A 21,339-nucleotide genomic window follows, 5' to 3' on the forward strand; every position below is an offset into this window, starting at 1 on the left:
GGCCATTACCTCACCAACTAGCTAATCAGACGCGGGTCCATCTTGTACCGATAAATCTTTTCACACAAAATCATGCGATTCCGTGCGCTTATGCGGTATTAGCAGTCGTTTCCAACTGTTGTCCCCCTGTACAAGGCAGGTTACCCACGCGTTACTCACCCGTCCGCCACTCAGTCAGTAAATCGTCACCCCGAAGGGATCGTGATAAACTGCTTCGTTCGACTTGCATGTGTTAAGCACGCCGCCAGCGTTCATCCTGAGCCAGGATCAAACTCTCATGTTTAAAAGTTTAATTCCGAATCAGTATAAAACTGACTTGTTTACTTGATATGTAAGAATCAGAGATTCTTACTAGGCAATGATTTTCAAAATCAAGTTTTGAAAATCCTCACCCTTTAATAAAGGTTTTTGTTTCGTCTTAGAAACTAAATGAATTTCAAGGATACATGTTTTAAAAACTTGTATTAATTCAAGGTTTGTTTCACTGTTCAGTTATCAATCTTCGTTTGCTCTGTGTGACTTGCTGTCCCTCAGTGCTCGATTATAATATCATCCTGAAACCCCAGTGTCAACAGATATTCTGTGATTTTTTAAAGTAAATCTATTCGCCTCAAAAGGCTAATTTGTATGATTTGTGTGAATTGTATCAATTATTTTTACAATTAAACTGTATCACCCCTATATGTAGCTCTAATCACAATATTAGCTAACGAGATATAGCATCTACCGCTTCCTTTACATTTGCCACACCAACTACCTCTATACCTTCTATTCCCTTGACACCCGCGAGGTTGGAATATGGAATAATCGCCTTTTTAAATCCAAGCTTCTTTGCTTCCCTGACTCTCTGTTCTGCCATAGACACAGAACGTACCTCACCAGACAATCCTATTTCACCAAATACAATTGTGCCTGAATCCATAGGTATGTCCTTTTCGCTTGAATAAATAGCCATGGCAATAGCTAAATCGATTGCGGGCTCATTGATACGCATTCCACCGGCAATATTTACATATATATCTGAACGACCAAGAAATATTCCGCAGGATTTGTTAGCTTTTGTATCGCGCATACGCTCTAATACAGCAACTAAAAGGTTTACTCTGTTATAATCACAGCCTGTGGCCATTCTTCTTGGAATTTCGAAGGCTGTTTTGCTAACAAGAGACTGAATTTCAACAAGGATTGGGCGTGTACCCTCCATGGCGCAAGTAACAATAGAGCCCTCGGCATTCTCTGGGCGTCCATCCAGCATAACTGCAGATGGATTTTTAACCTCTGCAAGACCTGTGTCACGCATTTCAAACACACCAATTTCATTTGTAGAGCCAAATCGATTCTTGACGCCACGAAGAATTCTATAAGAAGCGTGTCTATCACCTTCAAAGTATAAAACTGTATCTACCATGTGTTCCAACACACGTGGTCCTGCAACAGTTCCTTCTTTTGTAACGTGTCCAACTATAAACACAGCTATTCCCTGTACTTTTGCGATTTCCATGAGAACACTTGTAGACTCTCTTACCTGAGTAACTGAACCTGGAGCTGAACCCACAGCCTCATTGTACATGGTCTGAATAGAGTCAATAATAAGAACCGTTGGCTTTTCGCGTTCTACAACGGCTTTTATTGTATCGAGATTTGTCTCGCAGAATAAATCAAGCTTATCATTGAACTGACCAAGACGATCAGCTCGAATTTTAATTTGCTGGAGAGACTCTTCGCCTGAAACATACATGACATTTACACCTGACTGGCAAAGCAGACGGCAGGTCTGTAACAAAAGTGTGGACTTACCAATACCTGGATCTCCTCCCACGAGTACCATGGAGCCAGGGACAATTCCTCCGCCTAATACACGGTCGAACTCTTCTATATTAGTAGATATACGATGCTCGTTTGAGGCAGTAACATCAATAAGCTTTGTAGGTGCAACGTCTGCCACTTTCGCTCTAGCCTTAACTTTTGTCTTATCTACTATCTCCTCAACAAGACTGTTCCACGCCCCACATGCTGGGCACTGACCAGACCACTTTGAAGTTTCGTTACCACATTCCTGACAGAAAAAAACTGAAACATTTTTCTTTGCCATAATTATTCTCTCCTTTACAAAAAATCTTCCCACTTATTATATAAATGGGAAGATTGATTAATTGATTTTATAGTTTATTAAATTCTCTTTACCTGTACTTCAACAGCAACCCCTGGATCAAGCTCTACTGATAAATTAAGCTTTCCTCCAAGATTAGTCTTCATTTGTCCGGCATCAGAACCACCAACAGTAATAGCGTACTCTGTTTCTGGTTCCAGCTCCAAGGTAATCATCGCATCGCCTTTACCCTCTACTGTAAAGGAAACAGCATCTGATGTGCAATTGAACTTTTCAACTGCTGTGCCTGGCACTGACTCGTATACAAACATTCCGTTTTTCTCGAGCTTGGTAATGTCTGAAAAAGTCTTTACCTTGTACAAATCCCCTTCGTGTTTAAAATCCTCAAGCTTTTTCTTGTCAGCCAAGGTGTAATCGCCAAAGCTGATACTTCCATCTGCTTCAGTGCGAATTAACTCGCTAATAACAGCCATCCTTACTCCTCCTATGCCACTGCTTAATTGCAGATTGTCTTATGCAAATTATAGCAAAGGAATTTGGTTTTAACAATAAATGACTGCGTGAAAATTATTATTTTTCAAAAACAACAGTGTCAGCTTTAACCTTAGCCTTTACGGAATCACCAGACTTGAATTTGCCTGCAAGAATCTCTTCTGCCATAACATCCTCGAGGGAAGTCTGAATCTTGCGGCGGATAGGTCTGGCACCATATTTAGGATCATATGCTTTTTCTACAATCCATGTCTTTACAGCAACAGGGATAGATACATCGATATCCATCTGCTCCTTGCAACGTGCAACAAACTGCTTAACCTGAAGTCCGGCAATCTGCTTCATATCGTCCTTGGTAAGAGCACGGAATACGATAGTCTCATCAATACGATTCAGGAATTCTGGCTTGAAGATACGCTTCACCTCTTCCATAACGCCATTTTTCATGAATTCGTAATCTTTGTTGGCATCCTCCTTTGATGCAAAGCCAAGCTTCTTTGGCTCAATAATAGCCTGGGCACCAGCATTAGATGTCATGATAATGATAGTATTTTTAAAGTCTACTTTACGTCCCTGAGAATCTGTAACGTGACCGTCATCCAAAATCTGAAGAAGGACATTGAATACATCAGGGTGTGCCTTTTCAATCTCATCAAAAAGGATTACCGAATATGGATTTCGGCGAACCTTTTCAGAAAGCTGACCGCCCTCATCGTAACCAACATATCCTGGAGGTGATCCAATCATCTTTGACACAGAGTGTTTCTCCATGTACTCACTCATATCAACACGAATCATAGAAGATTCTGTTCCAAAGACAGCCTCAGCCAAAGCTTTGGAAATCTCTGTTTTACCTACACCTGTAGGTCCTAAGAATAAGAACGAACCAATAGGACGTCCCTTTTCTTTTAATCCAACACGACCACGGCGGACTGCTCTTGCAACTGCAGAAACAGCCTCCTCCTGACCAATTACTCTCTTATGTAAAATGCTTTCTATTTTTCTAAGGCGCACAGACTCCTGCTCTGTAAGCTTTGCAACTGGAATCTTTGTCCAAAGAGCTACAACTGTAGCAACATCATTTTCTGTAAGAACAGCAGATTTTGCTTTACGCTTTTTAGCAGCCTTCTTGTCCTCTGCTTCCTTCTTTGCTACGAGCTCGTCCTTTTGCTTTTTGATGATACTAGCCTGAGCTATGTCACCATCAATGATAGCCTGCTCCATGTCATCAGCTAACTGCTGAATCTGAGTAATCAGAGTGTCATCCTTAGGTACGCGCTTTACAAAAGAAAGCTTCAATGAAGCTGCTGCTTCATCCATTAAATCAATAGCCTTATCAGGAAGGAATCTATCAGCAATGTATCTTTCTGATAAAGTAACACATGCTTCAACAGCCTCGTCTGGGATGACAACTCCGTGGTGTTCTTCGTAAAGATATCTAACGCCCTTAAGGATTTCGATAGTCTCCTCCTCAGAAGGCTCTTCAATCATAACTGGCTGGAAACGTCTCTCGAGAGCCGCATCCTTTTCTACGTATTTACGATATTCTGTAATGGTAGTAGCACCGAGAATCTGAATCTCGCCACGAGCCATTGCTGGCTTTAAAATATTAGAGGCATCAATAGCACCTTCTGCTCCACCAGCACCGATAAGTGTATGAATCTCGTCGATAAAGAGAAGGATATTCCCCTCTTCAACAACTTCTGCGATAACCTTTTTGATTCGCTCTTCGAATTCACCACGGTATTTTGATCCTGCAACCATACCTGATAAATCCAGTGAAAGCACTCGAAGGTCGCTAACAGAATCAGGAACATTTCCTTCAACTATACGCTGAGCCAAGCCTTCAACGATGGCTGTCTTACCAACACCTGGCTCACCGATAAGACAAGGATTGTTCTTTCCTCGTCTAGATAAAATCTGAATAACACGCTGAATCTCTGTATCACGTCCAACTATAGGATCCAACTCGCCCTCTTCAGCCATAGCTGTAAGATCACGAGAAAACTGATCCAAATATGATACTTCATTACGTCTTGCACGGCCACTGTTAATAGCCTGCATTTCTTCCTTATATACAGTGCCTTCTGCACCCATTCCTGCTACAAGCTCTGAGAAAAGCTTGTGTGGGTTAACATCCAATGAATTGAGAAGTCTTGCACCAGAACAATCCTGCATACGAATCATTGCAAGAAGAAGGTGCTCTGTACCTATAGTTTTAGAATTGCACTTTTCAGCCTCATCAGCTGCATGGTCTAAAAGCTGCTCCATCTTTGGAGTGTAGCCATCTCTTTCCCTGATTACCACATCTCCACCTGGAGAGATAAGCTCCTCCACTAACTTAAGAAGAGCCTGTTTGTCTACACCATTAGAATTCAAAACCTTGGCAGCAAGAGAATTCTCCTGTTCTATGATAGAGATAAGGAGGTGTTCTGTACCGACATAGCTATGCTGCAGTGACTTTGAAAGTTTTGATGCACCTGAAATAGCTCGTTTCGCCTGCTTTGAATATTCCATTATCTTCTCCTTTATTAAAGATCATTAAGATCCATCATATTTAAGCTTGAGTTTCTACGAGAATCATAGTTTGAAGCTGACTCAATATATGTTGTAGAACGAGCATCCTCGTACTCATCATCATATTCTTCCTCATCTTCGTATTCCTCTTCATCGTAATCCTCCTCTTCATCCTCTTCCCTTGAATGACGATTGAATACGATTGAACGAGGTAATCTGCGTGGTGTTTTTGTCTTCTCTGGAGCTTCTGCAAATACATCTCCATCGAAATCATCTTCTTTGTCGCGAGACTTAACAAAAGAATTGATTAGTAAGAATACAAGGATGACACAGAAAATAATAAGTCCCATGATTACCTTGCGATAGGTATCAAGCTTACTAACATAAATATCTACATTATCATTTACAGCAGCTGCTGTATCGTCTACATCTGCACTGCTTCCAGAACCTGCTAAAGAAAGGAGCGCTTCGTCCATTCTTGAAACTGTCTGATTAGCGCTATCGTATACAAACCAACCTGTGGCGCCTGCGTTATTTGTACCATATACATAGTAGAAATCTGAACCGCCAAGTGTATAGGCTGTAGCTGTGCCACCTGTAACCTCAAGTGAAGTAGGTGTGAAGTCAGCTGAAGGACCTTCGTTTGAAGATGAAACAATAACATAATTCTTAGATGAACCAAGCATTAAAAATTCTGAAACTGTACCAGCTTCTGCATTATATAAATAGAAAACACCTGAACCTGCAGTATTATCAGCTGGCTTTAAATAAAGAAGTGTGATGCTTCCATTTGTAGGCTCGCTATAAGTGCTAGAGCCAATTGTAACTGTAGTCTTTGAAAAGCCTGATGGCATTTCTGAATCTGAGTAACGTTCTGATACAACGTATGAAACACCATTAATATCGAAGCCGCCGCTACCATTAAGCGTACCAACTGCACCTTCTGCTGGTGTTGCAGCAACTTCTGCTGGAGCCTCCTCCGCTGGTGCCGCCTCTGCTACTTGCTCTTCTTCTACTGCTACCTCTGTAGTCTCCTGTGCTGCTGTTGTTTCCTGTGCTGCTGGCTCTGCTGGTGCGGCACCGCCACCTATTGAAAGTGTAGTACTGCTACCTGAGCATGAAGTAGATGAAACTATGATAGATGCTGTGCCTGATGCTGCGGCTGCGAAAACAACATCACCTGACTTTCCAGAGAAAGAAACTGAATTACCAGAGGTGGTGTATCCAGAGCCTGTGCAGCTAACAAAGGTAAGCATAGCAGATGTATATTTGACAGTGATAGTGCCTGACTCTGAAGCTGTAACAGACACTGTAACCTTATCTCCAACGGCAGGAGAATTCTTAGAAACTGCAATCATAGTGGTGCCCTGAGCGAATACCACAATATTCATAGCAAAAACGAGCATAACTATAGCTAAAACACTAATTGTTCTTCTCATCAATTTATTCATAACAAATTACCTTCCATTTCCTGTGACAGGTGCAACAACACTAGAGATTGCTACTGAGCCCCTTATATCACACTATATATAGATAATTTAATTATAGATAAACGTCAATTCATAGTCAACAGTTCCGGCAAAGTAAAAAGAGCCATATACCACCTGATAATCCCGAATAAGAACCTACTATTCCAGCGGTATGTTCAGACAAATCTATACCAAAAATGAATAGAATAAGAAATATTATTCCTAAAGCAAAGGATAATGCCAAAACAGCAAAAGAAACTATCAGTTCTTTGTCTAATCTTTTTCTCATAAATAAGTACCTCCGTTCATAAGCTATCTTTAGGATGATAAGAGTATAATTCTTTCGAGTGTCCTTATTTATGTACGAATATATGTTCCTTTTTGTTATATCAGCTGATTGTGTTGGAACACAAAAAAGGATGTCGCCAAAGCAACATCCTTTCATATCATATAGGTAGTTTAATCTTCTACTCCTCCAGGAAGAACTGTACTATCAGAAGAGTTATTAGTAATGAATGCATCAGTTTCTACGGTGACAAGCTGATTCTTATCATCAACAACAACGCTGTCAATATTTATCACCTGATTGTTGGAGCCTGACTGGATATTTTTATTAGCCAAATTATCCTTTATAGTGTTCCCATGACTTTTTCTACCAAGGGTCTCTGAATAAACCTTTGCATCATTGGCTGCAATAAACAGATTGTTTTCAACGACATTGGTGGCATCGCTGGCATTCTGCACCACCATGCAGCTGTTCTCAGAATTCAGCACGGTGTTACGTGAAAATCTGCAATCAACGGCAGTTCCGTTTCTTCTGTCACTACCTCCAATACTAATTCCAGCGTAGCCATCATTATTGACCAGTGTATTATTTGTGACATTAATATCACGGGTGTTTTTTCCTTTGTGCTCACAGGACACTTCTATACCAATATCACAATTCATAACAAAATTATCATAGATATCGATATCCTGTCCTCCATCAACATAAATCCCACCGGCGCACTTACAATCATAAGTAACATTTGTAGCTGGGTCAGAAGAAATATTTACAACGGTATTATCATGAATACTACCTCTTTTGGCGGTATCGTTTTTATTTTTAGTGGAATGCTCATAACCTATAGCGTCAATTCCAATATTGTCACAGTCATGTATGTAATTACCTGAAATCTCAAAGCCTTTGACATATCCATTAATGGCAATGGTCTCGCTCTGGCCAAGGTTAAGATTGTATAGTTCACAATTTAATATATCAATATTAGAAATCGGGTGCCTGTTATCATCAGGATCACTTGAAACCAGTATTCCGTGAGCATTGTAATTCTCGGAATCATCTACATATTTGCAACCCATATCATGGATTTTGCATCTGGAGATTGTGACATTACAAGAAGACTCACCAACCTCAATACCAATAGGAGCAACCTTCGCAGATGGCTTGTTTATGTAGAGACCAGTGATTTCCAGATTCTCTATAGTGACATTTGATGCATTAATGTAAACCATGGTGCCAGTGTTTCTGCCGGGCTTGATACCTGAACCATCTAAAATTGTACCGTTCTCACCTTTAATAGTGATTCCACTTTTCTCCTGATCAATATAAAGCTGTTCCTTATACACTCTGGCAGGAACTAAAATGGTATCCCCCGATTCAGCAGCTTCAATGGCCTGAGTAATTGTTTTAGTGTCCTTGCCTACCTCGATAACTTTTGGACTATTCTTTGCTTCCGTAGTGATAGAGGTACTTCCCAAAGCAACAAGTGCTACCAGAACCGAGGAAAGCAATAATAATCTTTTCTTCATCAATTCTCCTTTCAACAAAGTTGTGTTCCTGTCGATTATAACATATTTTAAATATTTTTGTAACTTTTTTGTAACTATTATAGATGATAGCATCATCAACAATAGTTTAAAAACAAAAGCAGTGTATTTTTGTATAGCATTAAGTACGATTTCGTAATACAATTTATCACTAGGTGCATTTTATATTTGGTTGGCTTTGATTATTGGGCAGACAAACTTCTAGGAAGGTTTGTCTGTTTTTTATATCCATTTTTCCTGTCGAAGGGAGGCGTTAACCAATATGAAAACCTAGATAAAGTTTTCCTTTGAATGTACAAATTTTTAAATTATAATGAAGGAGAACTTAATTGAAGAAAAAGAAAATTCAATGGCATCCAGCTTTTTATAGTGGTATCGAGCTGGAGCTTAGAGATTACAGAGATAGCCTTGAATTTATCACTGAATTCGAACTATCAAGAAAACCGCTAAGAATGGATATGCTTATTATAAAGAAGAACACAGATGAGATAATCTCCTCTTCTTTTGCAAGCATATTCAGAAGATACAATATAATAGAATATAAAAGTCCAGAAGATGAATTATCTGTAGATGATTTCTACAAATCTGTTGGCTATGCATTGATTTATAAAGGACTTGGCAAGAAGGTTAATGAAATACCTTTATGTGACATAACTGTTTCAATTTTCAGGGATAGTTATCCAAGGGAAATGTTTCAGCAGCTGAAGATAGATGGTGCAACTATCTCTAAACCTGCACCTGGGATCTATTTTGTAGAAGGGATTTTTACAATACCTGTTCAAGTAGTTGTAACCAGCCAAATAAAAGATGATTCATGCTGTGCTTTGAAGATTTTAAAGAAGCAAGCTAAAATCAATGATATTAAAAGATTTGTTTCTGAGACAAAAAAATATAGAACTCAAGGTGATATAAATAATATTGATGCCATATTGGATGTGTGTTTCCCTATTAACAGAGCATCTTTTGGTTCAGTAAAGGAGGAAGATGGTATGTGTGAAGCATTAAGAGAATTGTTTAAAGATGAATTGGAGGAAAAAGAGCTAAAAGGTAAGCTTGAAGGCAAGCTTGAAGGTAAGCTTGAAGGTAAGCTTGAGTCTCTAAAGAAAATTATAAAAAATATGAATATAAGTACTGAGCAGGCTATGGATATATTAGAAATTCCTGAGAACGAGCGAGCAAGTCTTTTAAAAATGCTTTAATCCAAACATAAAATATGGGGCGTCCGTTATGGGCGCCCCTAATATTATGCCTCGCTATCTTCTTTCTCGTCTGAACTTTTTTCAGATTTTGTCACTATAACACTATCTGCTTCAATATTGATTATTGTAGATTTTTTATTTTGCTTTTTATCCTCTCCAGATTCATCTGAAGTGATATTGGTAAAACAGTAGGAATAACCTTTTTCCTTAACACGTTCAGCAGGTACTATGATTATATCCTTTGCTTTATAAATATCAGAATCAGTACCACAGATCAAATCCTCTCCTACTCTAGAGTACACGTAGAGTTCTTTATCCTCAGGCTTAAAATCACGTAAACGCAAGAGAATACGGCTGTGCTTTTTAATAGTAGATATAAACAACAGTGTGCAAAGTCCTACCATCAATGTTACCGCAAGTATAAACACTAGATATACCACATATTTACCACTAGGAAGAGTGTTTTTCTCATCACTTACATAGCTGTAGCCATACCAAGAGAAAAGCCATCCTGTAAAGAAAATACTAACAAGTAAAAAAGCATTGCCTACACCCATAACTTTTTTACTTTTATTGATAGCATTAATAATCAAACACACTACAAACACTATTAAAAACAATGTAGCTATAAGCAACAATACCATGGCTACGTTTTCTGACATAGACAACCCCATGCTCCAGTTACAAAAATACATAGTCAAGAAAACTACAAGCGCCCTTCCTATGTCTTTTTTCTTCTGCCACTCATTGCCAGCCATCAGCACCTCTATCTCATTCATCTGCGTGGCATGCCACAGGCTCCATCCCATAATGATAAGTGGGCCAACGACGGCTGAAATGGCACCATAGTTTTTAACAAACCAACTAACAACATTCATACATTAATCCCCCCTTGCCATATTTTTGTATATCTGAGTATTATTTTATATATAGTGTTTTATGTCGTCAATAATTGCAGAATAATCATATGCATATTTCTATGAAAGAACCAAGTTACTAAATACAAAAAGGACCTGACGGATAGCGTCAAGTCCTATGATTCTTAAGTCAGCTTAAAGCATAGATTTATATTTTTCATAATCAGTTTTAGGAATATCCAGAGCTTCCATCGCTTTTTCGGCGGTGAGCTTTAGATTCTTCATGAGGTTTCTGATGGATTCAATTCTGGTATTATCTGTCCCTTTTTCTATGCCTTTTTCTTCAGCATCGTGCCTGATGATAGCTTCTTCTTCCCATCTTTGCATAAACTTTACACCCACTTCCTCACTAGCCTTCACCTGTGAAACTCTGGCTTTGATTTTGTCCAGATTTGGCGAAGATTCAATGATAGTTTCTTCATTTTCATTATATTCAATGAATTTCATGAGCGCAAGGAATTCCGAAGAAACATCTTCATGATTCTTTCCATGAGTATTAATGAATATTCGTCTGGCACCATCCTCAAGTTTAAGTTCTGGAAAATCTGTACATCCATATTCGAAAGCATATACGTATTTTCCCAAGCCAAACATATCAAATGGAGTAATCATTATAATTGTGGTGTTTTTAATATTGTTAAAATCTACCTCTCCAGGCGCCAGTAAAGATGAGTCTATCAATGCCTGATAATACCTTGACCTCTTAATCAGATCATCTCTCTTTTCCTTTTGCATCTCTGTATTATAAATGGTGGAATTTTCATCCATGGCAAATACATCAACCCTTATAGATCTGAGCCATGGCGCTGTTCTAAATTCCTTTTCAGTCTGAGATTGCGTAAGAAGATTCAGCTCCTCATCTCCTAAAATAATTCTGAGCAATGCTTCATAGGTTTCGCTGTCCTCCATTGCTTCATCAAATAAAAATTTGTCCAGTAGTGTTAATTCCTGTAGGGTCTTCAAATCATTACCTCCTGCCCTATTCTCAACACAAATAACAAATGACTTAACTATTAATTTTAAGAATTTCTTTGGGAAATCTCTGTCAACAATATAACTTTAGATAAAAAAACGAAACTCAAAGATATGAGCATGAGAATATTAACATAATAATTTTAGATATGCAATAAGTTGTTAAAAAAGTTTGTACATAATCAGGGCCCAGTGCCTATGCACTGAGCCCTATTATAACTATAATCCTAAAAATTTAAACAATATTATTCTCCGCTGCCGCCTTTTGAAGAGTGGTAATGTCTCTCTTTTCTGCAATACCTGTTGTTGAATAATGACGATATGCTGCAACTACATCTGGATTCAGATATTTGTAATTATCAGCATTGAAAAGTGTAGCAAGCATTGCCTAGTCCTCGGCAGAAACTGTTCCGTACTGAACCTGACTTGAATCTTTTGCCTGTGTAAGCTCGTCAGCCTTTGCTGTTGGAGCAAAGCTTAAGAACATAGCAAAAGAAAGCATTGCACATAAAGCAACAGAAAAAATCTTCTTTGTTCTCATGTAAAAATCAAAGGCGCCCGTGTGGGGGCGCCCCATAAAAATATCACCTATTATCTTCAAGAATTTTCTTTAACTTAATATATTTTTCCTTTAAATCTTCTGGAACATCTAAATCCAAATCAATAAAATTTTCTAGGATATAATCTTCGAGTTGTTGTAGCTCTGCATCAATTTTATCATTAGCATCCAACAAATATAGTTTTATACCAAGTTCATCTGCCCTAGCCTCTCTTCTAGCTGTAGCCGCACGCTCTTCTTCAGATATGTTTACAGAGAATGCATATGGCTCCTTTGCTTTTGGCTTTTTAATATTTTCTTCCATTTCTAACATCCTCCTTCAGATATTGTTTGTAAGTATATGAAACTAATCTTATTAACATTTCAAGTACTCAAGGCGCCTTTACTATCTCATTTTAGCTTGCCTAGGAACAAATTCTATTTTTAAATCCATACCCAACCCATCAGCTAACCTTTTCAAAAGATTAACAGATGGATTTCTAGTTCCATTTTCAAGTCTACTTATATCAGCCTGTCCTATTCCGGTAATTTCGGCCAATTCCTTCTGTGTGAGATTTCTTTGAATCCTAGCATCAATTATTGCACGCTTAATATCAAGCTCAGGCTGTATAGCATCCCATTCTTTTTTAAACTCAGGATCTTTAAGTTGTTCATCTAAATAACTGTCAAAACTCTTCATATCACTTGCTATTCCTTTCTAAATAGTCCGAACGATACTTCTTTGCTAAATCAATTTCTCTTCTAGGAGTTTTCTGTGATTTCTTTATAAATCCATTCGTAAGTATTATTTTTCCACCATAATAAAAGAAAAATAACACCCGAGAAATGTTTGAGCCTTGTTTAGTTCTCAATTCAAATATTCCATCTTCCAAATACTTTGTATATGGTGCACGCATTGCATTTCCCTTTTCTTGTAGAACCAAAATATCTCCAGTAATCTTAGCTCTCATTTCTTTTGTGCATGCATCCAAAAATTCTTCAACTGGGCACTCTAAATTAGCCTTTTGATATAATTCTACCTTAAATTCGTTCATTTAATATTTTTAATTATATGATATATATATCATATCGTCAATAAACCTCCAATTCTTATTTATTCTTTATTTTTCCATTAAAAATAGGATTATTGCGTGGCTGAATACCACAAAAGAGACCTGCAATTTTGCAAGTCAATGAACCATATAGAAATTGTCAGTATCACAGGAAGGATATTACTATCATAGATAATAGAAGTCAAGACATGTTTGAGATGATATCTCTTCCTCTTTATGTGAGGTGAGTTTTATTTGCATGGGGGTTGGATAGGTTTATCGCAGAGATGTCTACATACGAGATTTCTTCGTTTATTTGCGATAAAGATGCGGAGATTTGTGGCTACTTTTATCGCAGGGATATTTAATATTAAGGTTTCTGGGAATGTTTGCGATAAATGCTGTGCAAAATGAGGCTAGATTATCGCAGATAGAACTTTTTATAGGATTTATAAGATGTTTTGTGATAAAGCTATAGTGATTAGGGATAATAATGTGTTCTATTAATGTACCAAAGGCGCCCCAACGTGGCGCCCTTACTATCTCATTTTAGCAAGCTTTAGAACAAATTCTATTTTTTAATTCGATAATTTGTGGGCGATTTTGAAAGGATTTTATCACAGCAAGTCTCGCAGGCTGCTTGGCTTCGTTGGCTTGTGATATATGAGGTGGATTTGAATGGACTTTTGTCAATTGAAAACGTAGGGATGCAGGAATGAGATGGGGGCTTTGACAATTATTGGCTAGTATTGGCTGATGTTTGTCAATGAGCAACGGTAGGTTGCGGGATTAAGAGGCGTGCTTTGACAATTATTGGCTAGTATTAGCTGTTCTTTGTCATTGAGCAACGATAGATTGAGGGATTGAGAGGAGGGCTTTGACAATTATTGGCTAGTATTGGCTGATGTTTGTCAAAAAGCAACGATAGTTTGCAGGATTAGAAGGCGGGCTTTGACAATTATTGGCTAGTATTGGCTGATGTTTGTCAAAAAGCAACGGTAGATTGCGGGATTGAGAGGCGGGCTTTGACAATGACTGGCTGGTATTGGCTGATGTTTGTCAAAAAGCAACGATAGGTTGCGGGATTAGGAGGCGTACTTTGACAATAATTGGCTAGTATTAGCTGATGTTTGTCAAAAAGCAACGATAGATTGCGGGATTGAGCAGCGTGCTTTGACAATTATTGGATGGTATTGGCTGATGTTTGTCAATGAGCAACGGTAGGTTGCGGGATTGAGAGGCGGGCTTTGACAATTATTGGCTAGTATTAGCTGTTCTTTGTCATTGAGCAACGATAGGTTGCGGGATTTGTAGGCGAGCTTGCGATAATTTGTGGGCGATTTTGAAGGGATTTTATCTCAGGAAGTCTCACGTGGTGCTTGGCACTGTTGGCTTACAGATAATTATTAGATTACTCTATGAAGGAATATTATCGCAAGAAAGCTTGTAAAGGCGCTTAGGTTCATTGATATGCGATAAAATCAGCATAGAATGTGGCTACTTTTATCGCAGGGATTTCTTCTATTAAGGATGATTGAGATATTTGCGATAAATGCTGTGCAAAATGAGGCTAGATTATCCCAGCTAAAAATATTTATAGGATTTATAGGATGTTTTGTGATAAAGCTATAGCGATTATGGATAATAATATGTTCTATTAACGTATCAAAGGCGCCCCGAAATGGGGCGCCCCTGATTAGGTGATATTTAACATATTAGATATGTGGAGATTAAAATAACTCTCTTATGGCTCTGCTGCAATCTTATCACCTGCAGCAACTCCAGCTGAATCCTGCTGTCTCTGAGCTTCACGCTGCTGCGCATATGCATCATTAACTGCAGCATCTGCCTTTGTTACTTCAGCAGAAGCCTCACTATAAGTAGCCTGAGCTGTTGCGTACTCTCTTTCAAGAGCTGCTGCAGCTTTATCAGCTGCCGCCTTGTCTGTTTCATAACTATCTACAACTGCCTGAGCATCTGCCTTAGCCGCATTTACAGACTGTCCATTAACCTGAGTTGAATTAACCTCAGCTTTAACAGCATCTAACTCATCCTGGGCTGCATTCACCTTTCTAGTCTCAGCCAGATTTGCGGCATCTGCCTTATCATGTGCATCTTTCTGTGCCTTTTCAGCTGATGTCTTGTCTTCTGTGGCCTTCTTAACATTAGCCTGTCCTGTTGCAACGTCTGCTTGTGCTTTATCAAAATTATTTACAGCAGTCTGTGCTGTCGAAACAGCACCTAATTTAGTTGTATAATTACTTTCTGCTGTTGTAATAACTCCCACATCTGTATTTACTGCAGCCTGCTTAACATTTAATGCATCTGTTGTACCTGAAACTGTAGAACCAGTAGTTGCAATAGGTTTTATTGTTGTTGAGCCTACTACGGCTCCAGCATATGTTGTAGCATCAGCATCAGATAATCCTGCTCTTAATCCTATTTCTTTAGCCTTTGCTGTTAATTCTGCTTTCTTTGTTGCTGCATCAGTTGCATCAGGATCATAAGCAGCTTTTAGAGTGTTATACTCATCAACTAAAGCATCAATTTCATCCTCAGCTTTTGTAGTAGCTGCACTCTTAGCAGCACGAACCTTAGTTGCATTGACTGTACCATCAGAATCGATTCCATTTGGAACAAGTTCTAAGAAAATGGCTTTTGCACCCTTTGCGACATTAGAATTATCTGATTTCTTTCCACCATTTAATTCTGCTTCTGCATCAGTTAATGTATTATCTACTACGCTCTTTCCTTGTGTAATAATGTTTGTACCAGTGGTGTCAGCCAACGCTGCCTTTACAGCTGTTGCATCGGCAGCACTATTACCATTTGCAGTATTAATTGCTGTAGCAAGATCATCAATAGCAGTTGCTAACTGACCATTAGCAGTTTTTTTCCATGCTGCGATATCAGCTGCACCTGTAGTTGGTTCTGTAGCTGCTCCTAAAGCATCTGTTGCAGCCGTAAGTGCAGCATCTGCAGCATCTGTTGCTTTCTTCTGCTCTGCGGCAACCTTAATCTGATTTTCCTGTGCTTCAGCAAGAACACTTTCAGCTGCTGTAATTCTCTGCTGTCCATCTGCTAGTAACTTTTCAATATTAGCAAGTTCTTCTTTAGCAGCTGCATTAGATTCCTCAAGCTTAGCCTGTGCAGTTTTCGCAGCCTCGTATGCAACCTTTGCACCATCTCTAGCGGTTTCTGCTGTACTCAATGCGCTATCAGCAGCGCTCTTATTTGCGTTTGCCTTCTGCACATATGTTTTTGCAGCTGATGCTGCAGCGATAGCATCTGTCTTTGCTTGAGTTGCTTTTGTTGTATTAGTTGGATCTGCCTTCATTGCTGCAATTGAAGCGTTAGCGGTTGTTATTGCTTCTTCAGCTGCGCCCTTAGCAACTGTTGTCTGGGCATATGTACCATTATCCTGCTTAACACTATTAAGTGCAGATGTAGCAGCTGCATTATCTGTAACAACTCCACCAGTCTTTGCTGTACCGTCTTCATTATATGCGGTAACAGCTGCATCAGTTATACCTTTAGCAGTTGCTAAATCTGCAGTCGCATCAGCCAAAGCTTTTGCTGCTGAATCAGCACTTGCCTTTGCAATCTTATATGCTTCTTCAGCATTAGCAGCTGATGGAGCTGGTGTAGGTGTCACCTTACCACCTGACTTAGATGAACCGCCGCCTGATGATCCACCAGAGCTTCCTCCTGAGCTAGATGAAGATGATGCTGTAGCAGTAGCTACTGTACCTGGCATAAGCTTCTCTGAAGGGAAGCCACCCTTTGTTCTATGTTCTTTCTGACCAAAACTAGCAAAATGGAGATAATATGAAGCAACATTATCGCCAAATGCTGTAGCAAGATCAGGATAAGCCTTCTTGTATGCTTCAACATCAAAGTAAGGGTTAATCTTTCTGCCTTCATTGATACCGAATGTCATGAAATGCTTAAATAAAGCATCAGCATCATTACCAAATACAGCAACTACGTCTGGATAAAGCTTAGCATAAAGCTGTGCGTCAAATAACTGACGAAGTGGTGAATTGCTAAGATCATCAGCACTAGAAGCTCTACCTTCATTCTTACCGAATGTGTTGTAATGAGCTTCAAGAGCCTTAGGTGTAGTACCCACAACAGCAACAACATCTGGATTCTGCTTAGCATAATAAGCTGCATCAAATGCTGCGTAAGCTGGTACTGCTGTTGCAACTGTTGTAGCGGCAACTGTAAGTGCCATGAGTCTTACTAATTTCTTGTTTCGTGTCATCTCGTTTTGCCCCTTTCTATACATTTAAAATTTTTTTATTTTCGACCGGATTCCATTTCATTCCCGCCTATAATTCGTATTTTAATAACTTGTATTACTTTTTGCAATACGTATAGTCATACTAAACGTAATATTTCATAATATTTTCACACAATTTACAATTTATATATAGAAAGAATACAGAGTGTAATTTTGAGTGCTGATATTTATTGTGGAAACATTCATGAAGTAAGGAGGCTAGATATGGCATTTCATTTGAAATCGGAGCGAAAAGAAACTGAGACTAAAACAATAAGATTCCCAGTTCCTCTTATCGAAAGAATAGAAAAAGCTATTGTAGGAAAAGATGTGAGTTTCTCAGGATTTGTAATACAAGCCTGTGAATATGCTTTAGATAATATGGAGAAAGACAAAAAATAAAAGCGTATTGCAAAATGCAATACGCTTTATTTTTTATCAGCGCCATAGATTAACATCTTGTGATTGTTTGTGATGGTTTGTGATTATTTTTTTATTTTGTGATTGTTTGTGATGGTTTGTGATTTTTGCATTTAATATCATTTCTATATTTTAAAATCAAAAAAGCCAATGGTATGAAAACCACTGGCTTTATAACACCTCATCAGTCACCTTCGGTGCCGGGAGGCATGAGACTAAACTGCTAAGAAGAACTTGATAAGGAAAAGAACTGAAATTACATAAGTAAGTCCTGATACTTCCTTCGCCTTGCCTGTAAATACCTTAATGAATGTGTAAGAAATCATAGCAAGACCGATACCATGTCCGATTGAACCAGAGATTGGCATACCGATAAGCATGATAGTAACTGGTACACAAACTGAAAGATCATCAAAGTTTACCTTCTTAAGACCTGTCATCATAAGTACACCAACATAAATAAGTGCTGCTGATGTAGCTGCTGCTGGAATGATTGCAGCGATTGGTGCAAGGAAGATGCAAAGAAGGAAAGCGATACCGCATGTAAGTGCTGTAAGACCTGTACGTCCGCCTGCCTCTACACCTGAAGCTGACTCGATGAATGTAGTAACTGTAGATGTACCTGTGCATGAACCAACGATTGTACCAACTGAATCAGAAAGAAGTGCTTCCTTCATGTTTGGCATGTTACCCTCGCGGTCAACCATACCTGCACGTGAAGCTGTACCTACAAGTGTTCCGATTGTATCAAACATATCGATGATACAGAATGTGATAACAAGTGTGATTGCTGTGAACCAGCCCATCTGAGCGAGTCCTGCAAAATTAAACTTGAAAAGTGTAGTAGCTGCCATATCGCCAAAAGCTGGTACGAATGAAGCTGTCTCAAGTGAAGCAAATGGGTTATTTCCAAGGAAAACAGCATCGCACACCCAGTAAAGAACTGAAGCTGCAAGCATACCAGTGATAACAGCACCCTTAAATCCCTTTGTAGCAAGAACTACAATAATGAAAAGACCAACGAACATTGTGACAGCTGAAAGAACCATTACTGGATAAGCATCTGTCATTACGTCTCTAGCATGTGAAGCTGTAAGAGCTCCAAAGAAATCCTTCATTACAAAGAACTGATTGTAATTTGAATCAGCAATATAAACATTTGAACCAAAGCCAATATTAAGAAGCATAAGACCGATAGCTGGTGAGATACCAAGTCTGATACCAAGTGGGATTGCATCTACAATCTTTTCACGTACATTAAGAAGTGAAAGGATAAGGAATACAATACCTTCAATAAGGATAATGCAAAGCATTGACTGGAATGATTGCACATAACCCATTCCTGTAGTAGCAACAAGCTGACCAATAACGATTGCCATGAATGAGTTGAGACCCATACCTGGAGCAAGACAAAATGGCTTGTTAGCAAGGAATGCCATTACAAACATAGCAACTGCAGATGAAATACATGTAGCAAGGAATACACCATTCCAGAGCTCAGCTCCGCCTGCCTTGTAGTTTGTAAGGATGTTTGGATTCAAGGCAATGATATAAGCCATTGTCATGAATGTTGTGAGACCGGCAAGTACCTCAGTCTTCACTGTAGTGTTGTTCGCACTAAGCTTGAATTTTTTCTCTAACATATTTTTCTCCTTTTATGTTAATTATTTAATACTAGCCTTAACAAATGCACTAAATAATGGATGTGGCTTGTTTGGACGGCTCTTAAATTCTGGATGGAACTGAACACCAACATGGAACTTGTTTGTAGAAACCTCTACTGCCTCTACTACCTCATCATTAGGTGATGTACCTGAAATAGTAAGTCCCTTAGATGTCATTATCTCTCTATATGAATTGTTGAACTCGAATCTATGTCTATGACGCTCTGAAATATTATCCTCTCCATAAGCCTCGTGAAGCTTTGTATCTGGACGAATTGCACATGGGTAAGCACCAAGACGCATTGTACCACCTTTACGAAGTACTGCCATCTGCTCTTCCATAAGGTCGATTACGCAGTTCTTTCCTGTGCTGTTGAACTCTCTAGAGTTAGCATCCTCAAGACCGCAAACGTTTCTAGCGAACTCGATTGCTGCAACCTGCATACCAAGGCAGATGCCAAGGTAAGGAATATCATTCTCACGAGCATACTGGCAGGCGATAATCTTACCCTCGATACCTCTGTCACCAAAGCCACCTGGTACTAAGATACCATCGCACATTCCAAGCTTCTCTTTAACATTCTTCTTTGTGATTTCTTCTGAATCAACCCACTCAACCTCAACGTGAGCGTTATTTGCATAACCACCATGATAAAGAGCCTCACGAACTGAAAGATATGCATCGTGAAGAGCAACATACTTTCCAACGATAGCAATCTTTGTAGTCTTCTTAAGACCCTTGATAGTCTTAACCATGTCTTCCCATTCCTGAATCTTCGGCTCGCGATTTTCGAGACCAAGCTCACGGCAAACAACATCATCAAGACCATACTTATGCATCATAAGTGGTGCTTCGTATAAGCAATCAAGTGTATCGTTTTCGATTACGCAGTCCTTCTTAACATTACAGAAAAGAGAAATCTTGTCCTTAATAGACTGCTCAAGTGGATGATCAACACGGCAAACAATAATGTTTGGAGCGATACCGAGTGACTGAAGCTCCTTAACAGAGTGCTGTGTTGGCTTTGATTTATGCTCCTCTGAGCCTGAAAGCCATGGTACTAATGTAACATGGATAAATAAGCAGTTCTCACGTCCCTTTTCAAGAGAAACCTGTCTGATAGCCTCAAGGAATGGCTGAGACTCGATATCACCTGTTGTACCACCAATCTCTGTGATAAGAACATCACAATCAGAAGTCTCTGCACCCATGTAGATGAATCTCTTAATCTCTTCTGTGATATGAGGGATAACCTGAACAGTCTGTCCAAGGTACTCACCCTTTCTCTCACGATTAAGGACATTCCAGTAAACTCTACCTGAAGTAAGATTAGAATATTTGTTAAGACTCTCGTCGATGAAACGCTCATAGTGACCAAGGTCAAGGTCTGTCTCTGCTCCATCATCTGTAACGAAAACCTCACCATGCTGATATGGACTCATGGTGCCTGGGTCTACGTTCATGTAAGGATCAAGCTTCTGTGAAGCCACCTTATATCCCCTCATTTTAAGTAGACGTCCTAATGACGCTGCTGTAATACCTTTTCCTAAACCTGATACTACACCACCAGTAACAAATACGTGTTTTGTCATCATATACTCCTTTATAATCTTTTTTACTTCTACGCCCTTTTTATTCAACTAAAAAAGGAGTCGAAACGTACACCCTTAGACTAAGGTGCTTTCAACTCCTAACTATTCAAATATGAAATCCAACTATTGCACAATGGTATAGCTGCCACATATTTCCTCCTAAAAATAAAAAAAAGCGTTTTTTTTTACAAGAAATTTCTTCCTCGTAAAAATGTACGCCCTGTACTTAAAGAATATACAACAAGGTTTAATTTTTGTAAAGAGGGAAAATAAAACTTGACAGC

18 protein-coding genes and 1 rRNA gene are annotated in these 21,339 nt (G+C 39.0%); 2 read left to right on the plus strand and 17 right to left on the minus strand.

The window, feature by feature from the left end; translation table 11 throughout:
- The 7 genes from BMZ41_RS06585 to BMZ41_RS06615 all read right to left on the minus strand — a co-directional run.
- Positions 1-283, minus strand: a 16S ribosomal RNA gene (locus BMZ41_RS06585); the annotation flags it as partial.
- A 423-nt stretch (positions 284-706) separates the two neighbouring features.
- Positions 707-2,092: a DNA repair protein RadA gene (radA, locus tag BMZ41_RS06590; RefSeq protein WP_090169454.1), complete on the minus strand. Its 1,386-nt coding sequence runs from the start codon at positions 2,090-2,092 to the stop codon at positions 707-709.
- A gap of 77 nt (positions 2,093-2,169) precedes the next feature.
- Positions 2,170-2,583 (minus strand): endosialidase, encoded by a 414-nt coding sequence (locus BMZ41_RS06595; RefSeq protein WP_090169453.1) that lies wholly within the window; start codon positions 2,581-2,583, stop codon positions 2,170-2,172.
- Between the two features lie 97 nt (positions 2,584-2,680).
- On the minus strand, positions 2,681-5,119 hold the full coding sequence (locus tag BMZ41_RS06600; RefSeq protein ID WP_090527974.1) for an ATP-dependent Clp protease ATP-binding subunit: 2,439 nt from the start codon (positions 5,117-5,119) through the stop codon (positions 2,681-2,683).
- A 14-nt stretch (positions 5,120-5,133) separates the two neighbouring features.
- Entirely contained in the window at positions 5,134-6,570 is a 1,437-nt protein-coding gene (locus BMZ41_RS06605; protein WP_090527977.1) for a hypothetical protein, read from the minus strand.
- Between the two features lie 115 nt (positions 6,571-6,685).
- Entirely contained in the window at positions 6,686-6,877 is a 192-nt protein-coding gene (locus BMZ41_RS15425; protein ID WP_090169446.1) for a hypothetical protein, read from the minus strand.
- A 170-nt stretch (positions 6,878-7,047) separates the two neighbouring features.
- Complete coding sequence (locus BMZ41_RS06615) at positions 7,048-8,397, minus strand: right-handed parallel beta-helix repeat-containing protein (protein ID WP_176754533.1); 1,350 nt, start codon at positions 8,395-8,397, stop codon at positions 7,048-7,050.
- A gap of 347 nt (positions 8,398-8,744) precedes the next feature.
- Here BMZ41_RS06615 and BMZ41_RS06620 point away from each other — a divergent pair, with 347 nt between their 5' ends.
- A complete protein-coding gene (locus BMZ41_RS06620) occupies positions 8,745-9,614 on the plus strand; it encodes a hypothetical protein (RefSeq protein WP_090527987.1) in 870 nt (289 codons plus the stop codon).
- Positions 9,615-9,658: 44 nt separating this feature from the next.
- On the opposite strand, the gene BMZ41_RS06625 is transcribed toward BMZ41_RS06620, so the two are convergent.
- The 8 genes from BMZ41_RS06625 to BMZ41_RS06650 all read right to left on the minus strand — a co-directional run bounded on the left by BMZ41_RS06625 (position 9,659) and on the right by BMZ41_RS06650 (position 17,360).
- Positions 9,659-10,492, minus strand: coding sequence for a hypothetical protein (locus BMZ41_RS06625; protein ID WP_090527990.1), 834 nt, complete (start codon positions 10,490-10,492; stop codon positions 9,659-9,661).
- 174 nt (positions 10,493-10,666) lie between these two features.
- A complete protein-coding gene (locus tag BMZ41_RS06630) occupies positions 10,667-11,494 on the minus strand; it encodes an Rpn family recombination-promoting nuclease/putative transposase (protein WP_090169438.1) in 828 nt (275 codons plus the stop codon).
- A 244-nt stretch (positions 11,495-11,738) separates the two neighbouring features.
- Entirely contained in the window at positions 11,739-11,888 is a 150-nt protein-coding gene (locus BMZ41_RS15585) for a hypothetical protein (RefSeq protein WP_176754532.1), read from the minus strand.
- Between the two features lie 3 nt (positions 11,889-11,891).
- A complete protein-coding gene (locus tag BMZ41_RS15430) occupies positions 11,892-12,080 on the minus strand; it encodes a hypothetical protein (RefSeq protein WP_143071329.1) in 189 nt (62 codons plus the stop codon).
- Positions 12,081-12,087: 7 nt separating this feature from the next.
- The gene (locus tag BMZ41_RS06635) at positions 12,088-12,366 is read right to left on the minus strand and encodes a hypothetical protein (RefSeq protein ID WP_090169436.1); all 279 of its coding nucleotides are present in this window, start codon (positions 12,364-12,366) and stop codon (positions 12,088-12,090) included.
- A gap of 81 nt (positions 12,367-12,447) precedes the next feature.
- Entirely contained in the window at positions 12,448-12,741 is a 294-nt protein-coding gene (locus tag BMZ41_RS06640; RefSeq protein WP_090169435.1) for a helix-turn-helix domain-containing protein, read from the minus strand.
- 1 nt (position 12,742) lies between these two features.
- Complete coding sequence (locus BMZ41_RS06645; protein ID WP_090169432.1) at positions 12,743-13,096, minus strand: type II toxin-antitoxin system RelE/ParE family toxin; 354 nt, start codon at positions 13,094-13,096, stop codon at positions 12,743-12,745.
- A 1,741-nt stretch (positions 13,097-14,837) separates the two neighbouring features.
- Complete coding sequence (locus BMZ41_RS06650; protein ID WP_090527993.1) at positions 14,838-17,360, minus strand: hypothetical protein; 2,523 nt, start codon at positions 17,358-17,360, stop codon at positions 14,838-14,840.
- A gap of 243 nt (positions 17,361-17,603) precedes the next feature.
- On the opposite strand from BMZ41_RS06650, the gene BMZ41_RS06655 reads away from it, so the two are divergent.
- On the plus strand, positions 17,604-17,780 hold the full coding sequence (locus BMZ41_RS06655; protein ID WP_090527997.1) for a YlcI/YnfO family protein: 177 nt from the start codon (positions 17,604-17,606) through the stop codon (positions 17,778-17,780).
- A gap of 233 nt (positions 17,781-18,013) precedes the next feature.
- Here the strand turns inward: BMZ41_RS06655 and BMZ41_RS06660 are convergent, their stop codons facing one another.
- A complete protein-coding gene (locus BMZ41_RS06660) occupies positions 18,014-19,441 on the minus strand; it encodes an NCS2 family permease (protein WP_090528000.1) in 1,428 nt (475 codons plus the stop codon).
- 21 nt (positions 19,442-19,462) lie between these two features.
- A complete protein-coding gene (locus BMZ41_RS06665) occupies positions 19,463-21,055 on the minus strand; it encodes a CTP synthase (protein ID WP_090169426.1) in 1,593 nt (530 codons plus the stop codon).
- Positions 21,056-21,339 lie beyond the last annotated feature (284 nt).

Origin of the sequence: Pseudobutyrivibrio sp. UC1225 (genome assembly GCF_900115215.1) — a bacterium.
Lineage (GTDB): Bacteria > Bacillota > Clostridia > Lachnospirales > Lachnospiraceae > Pseudobutyrivibrio.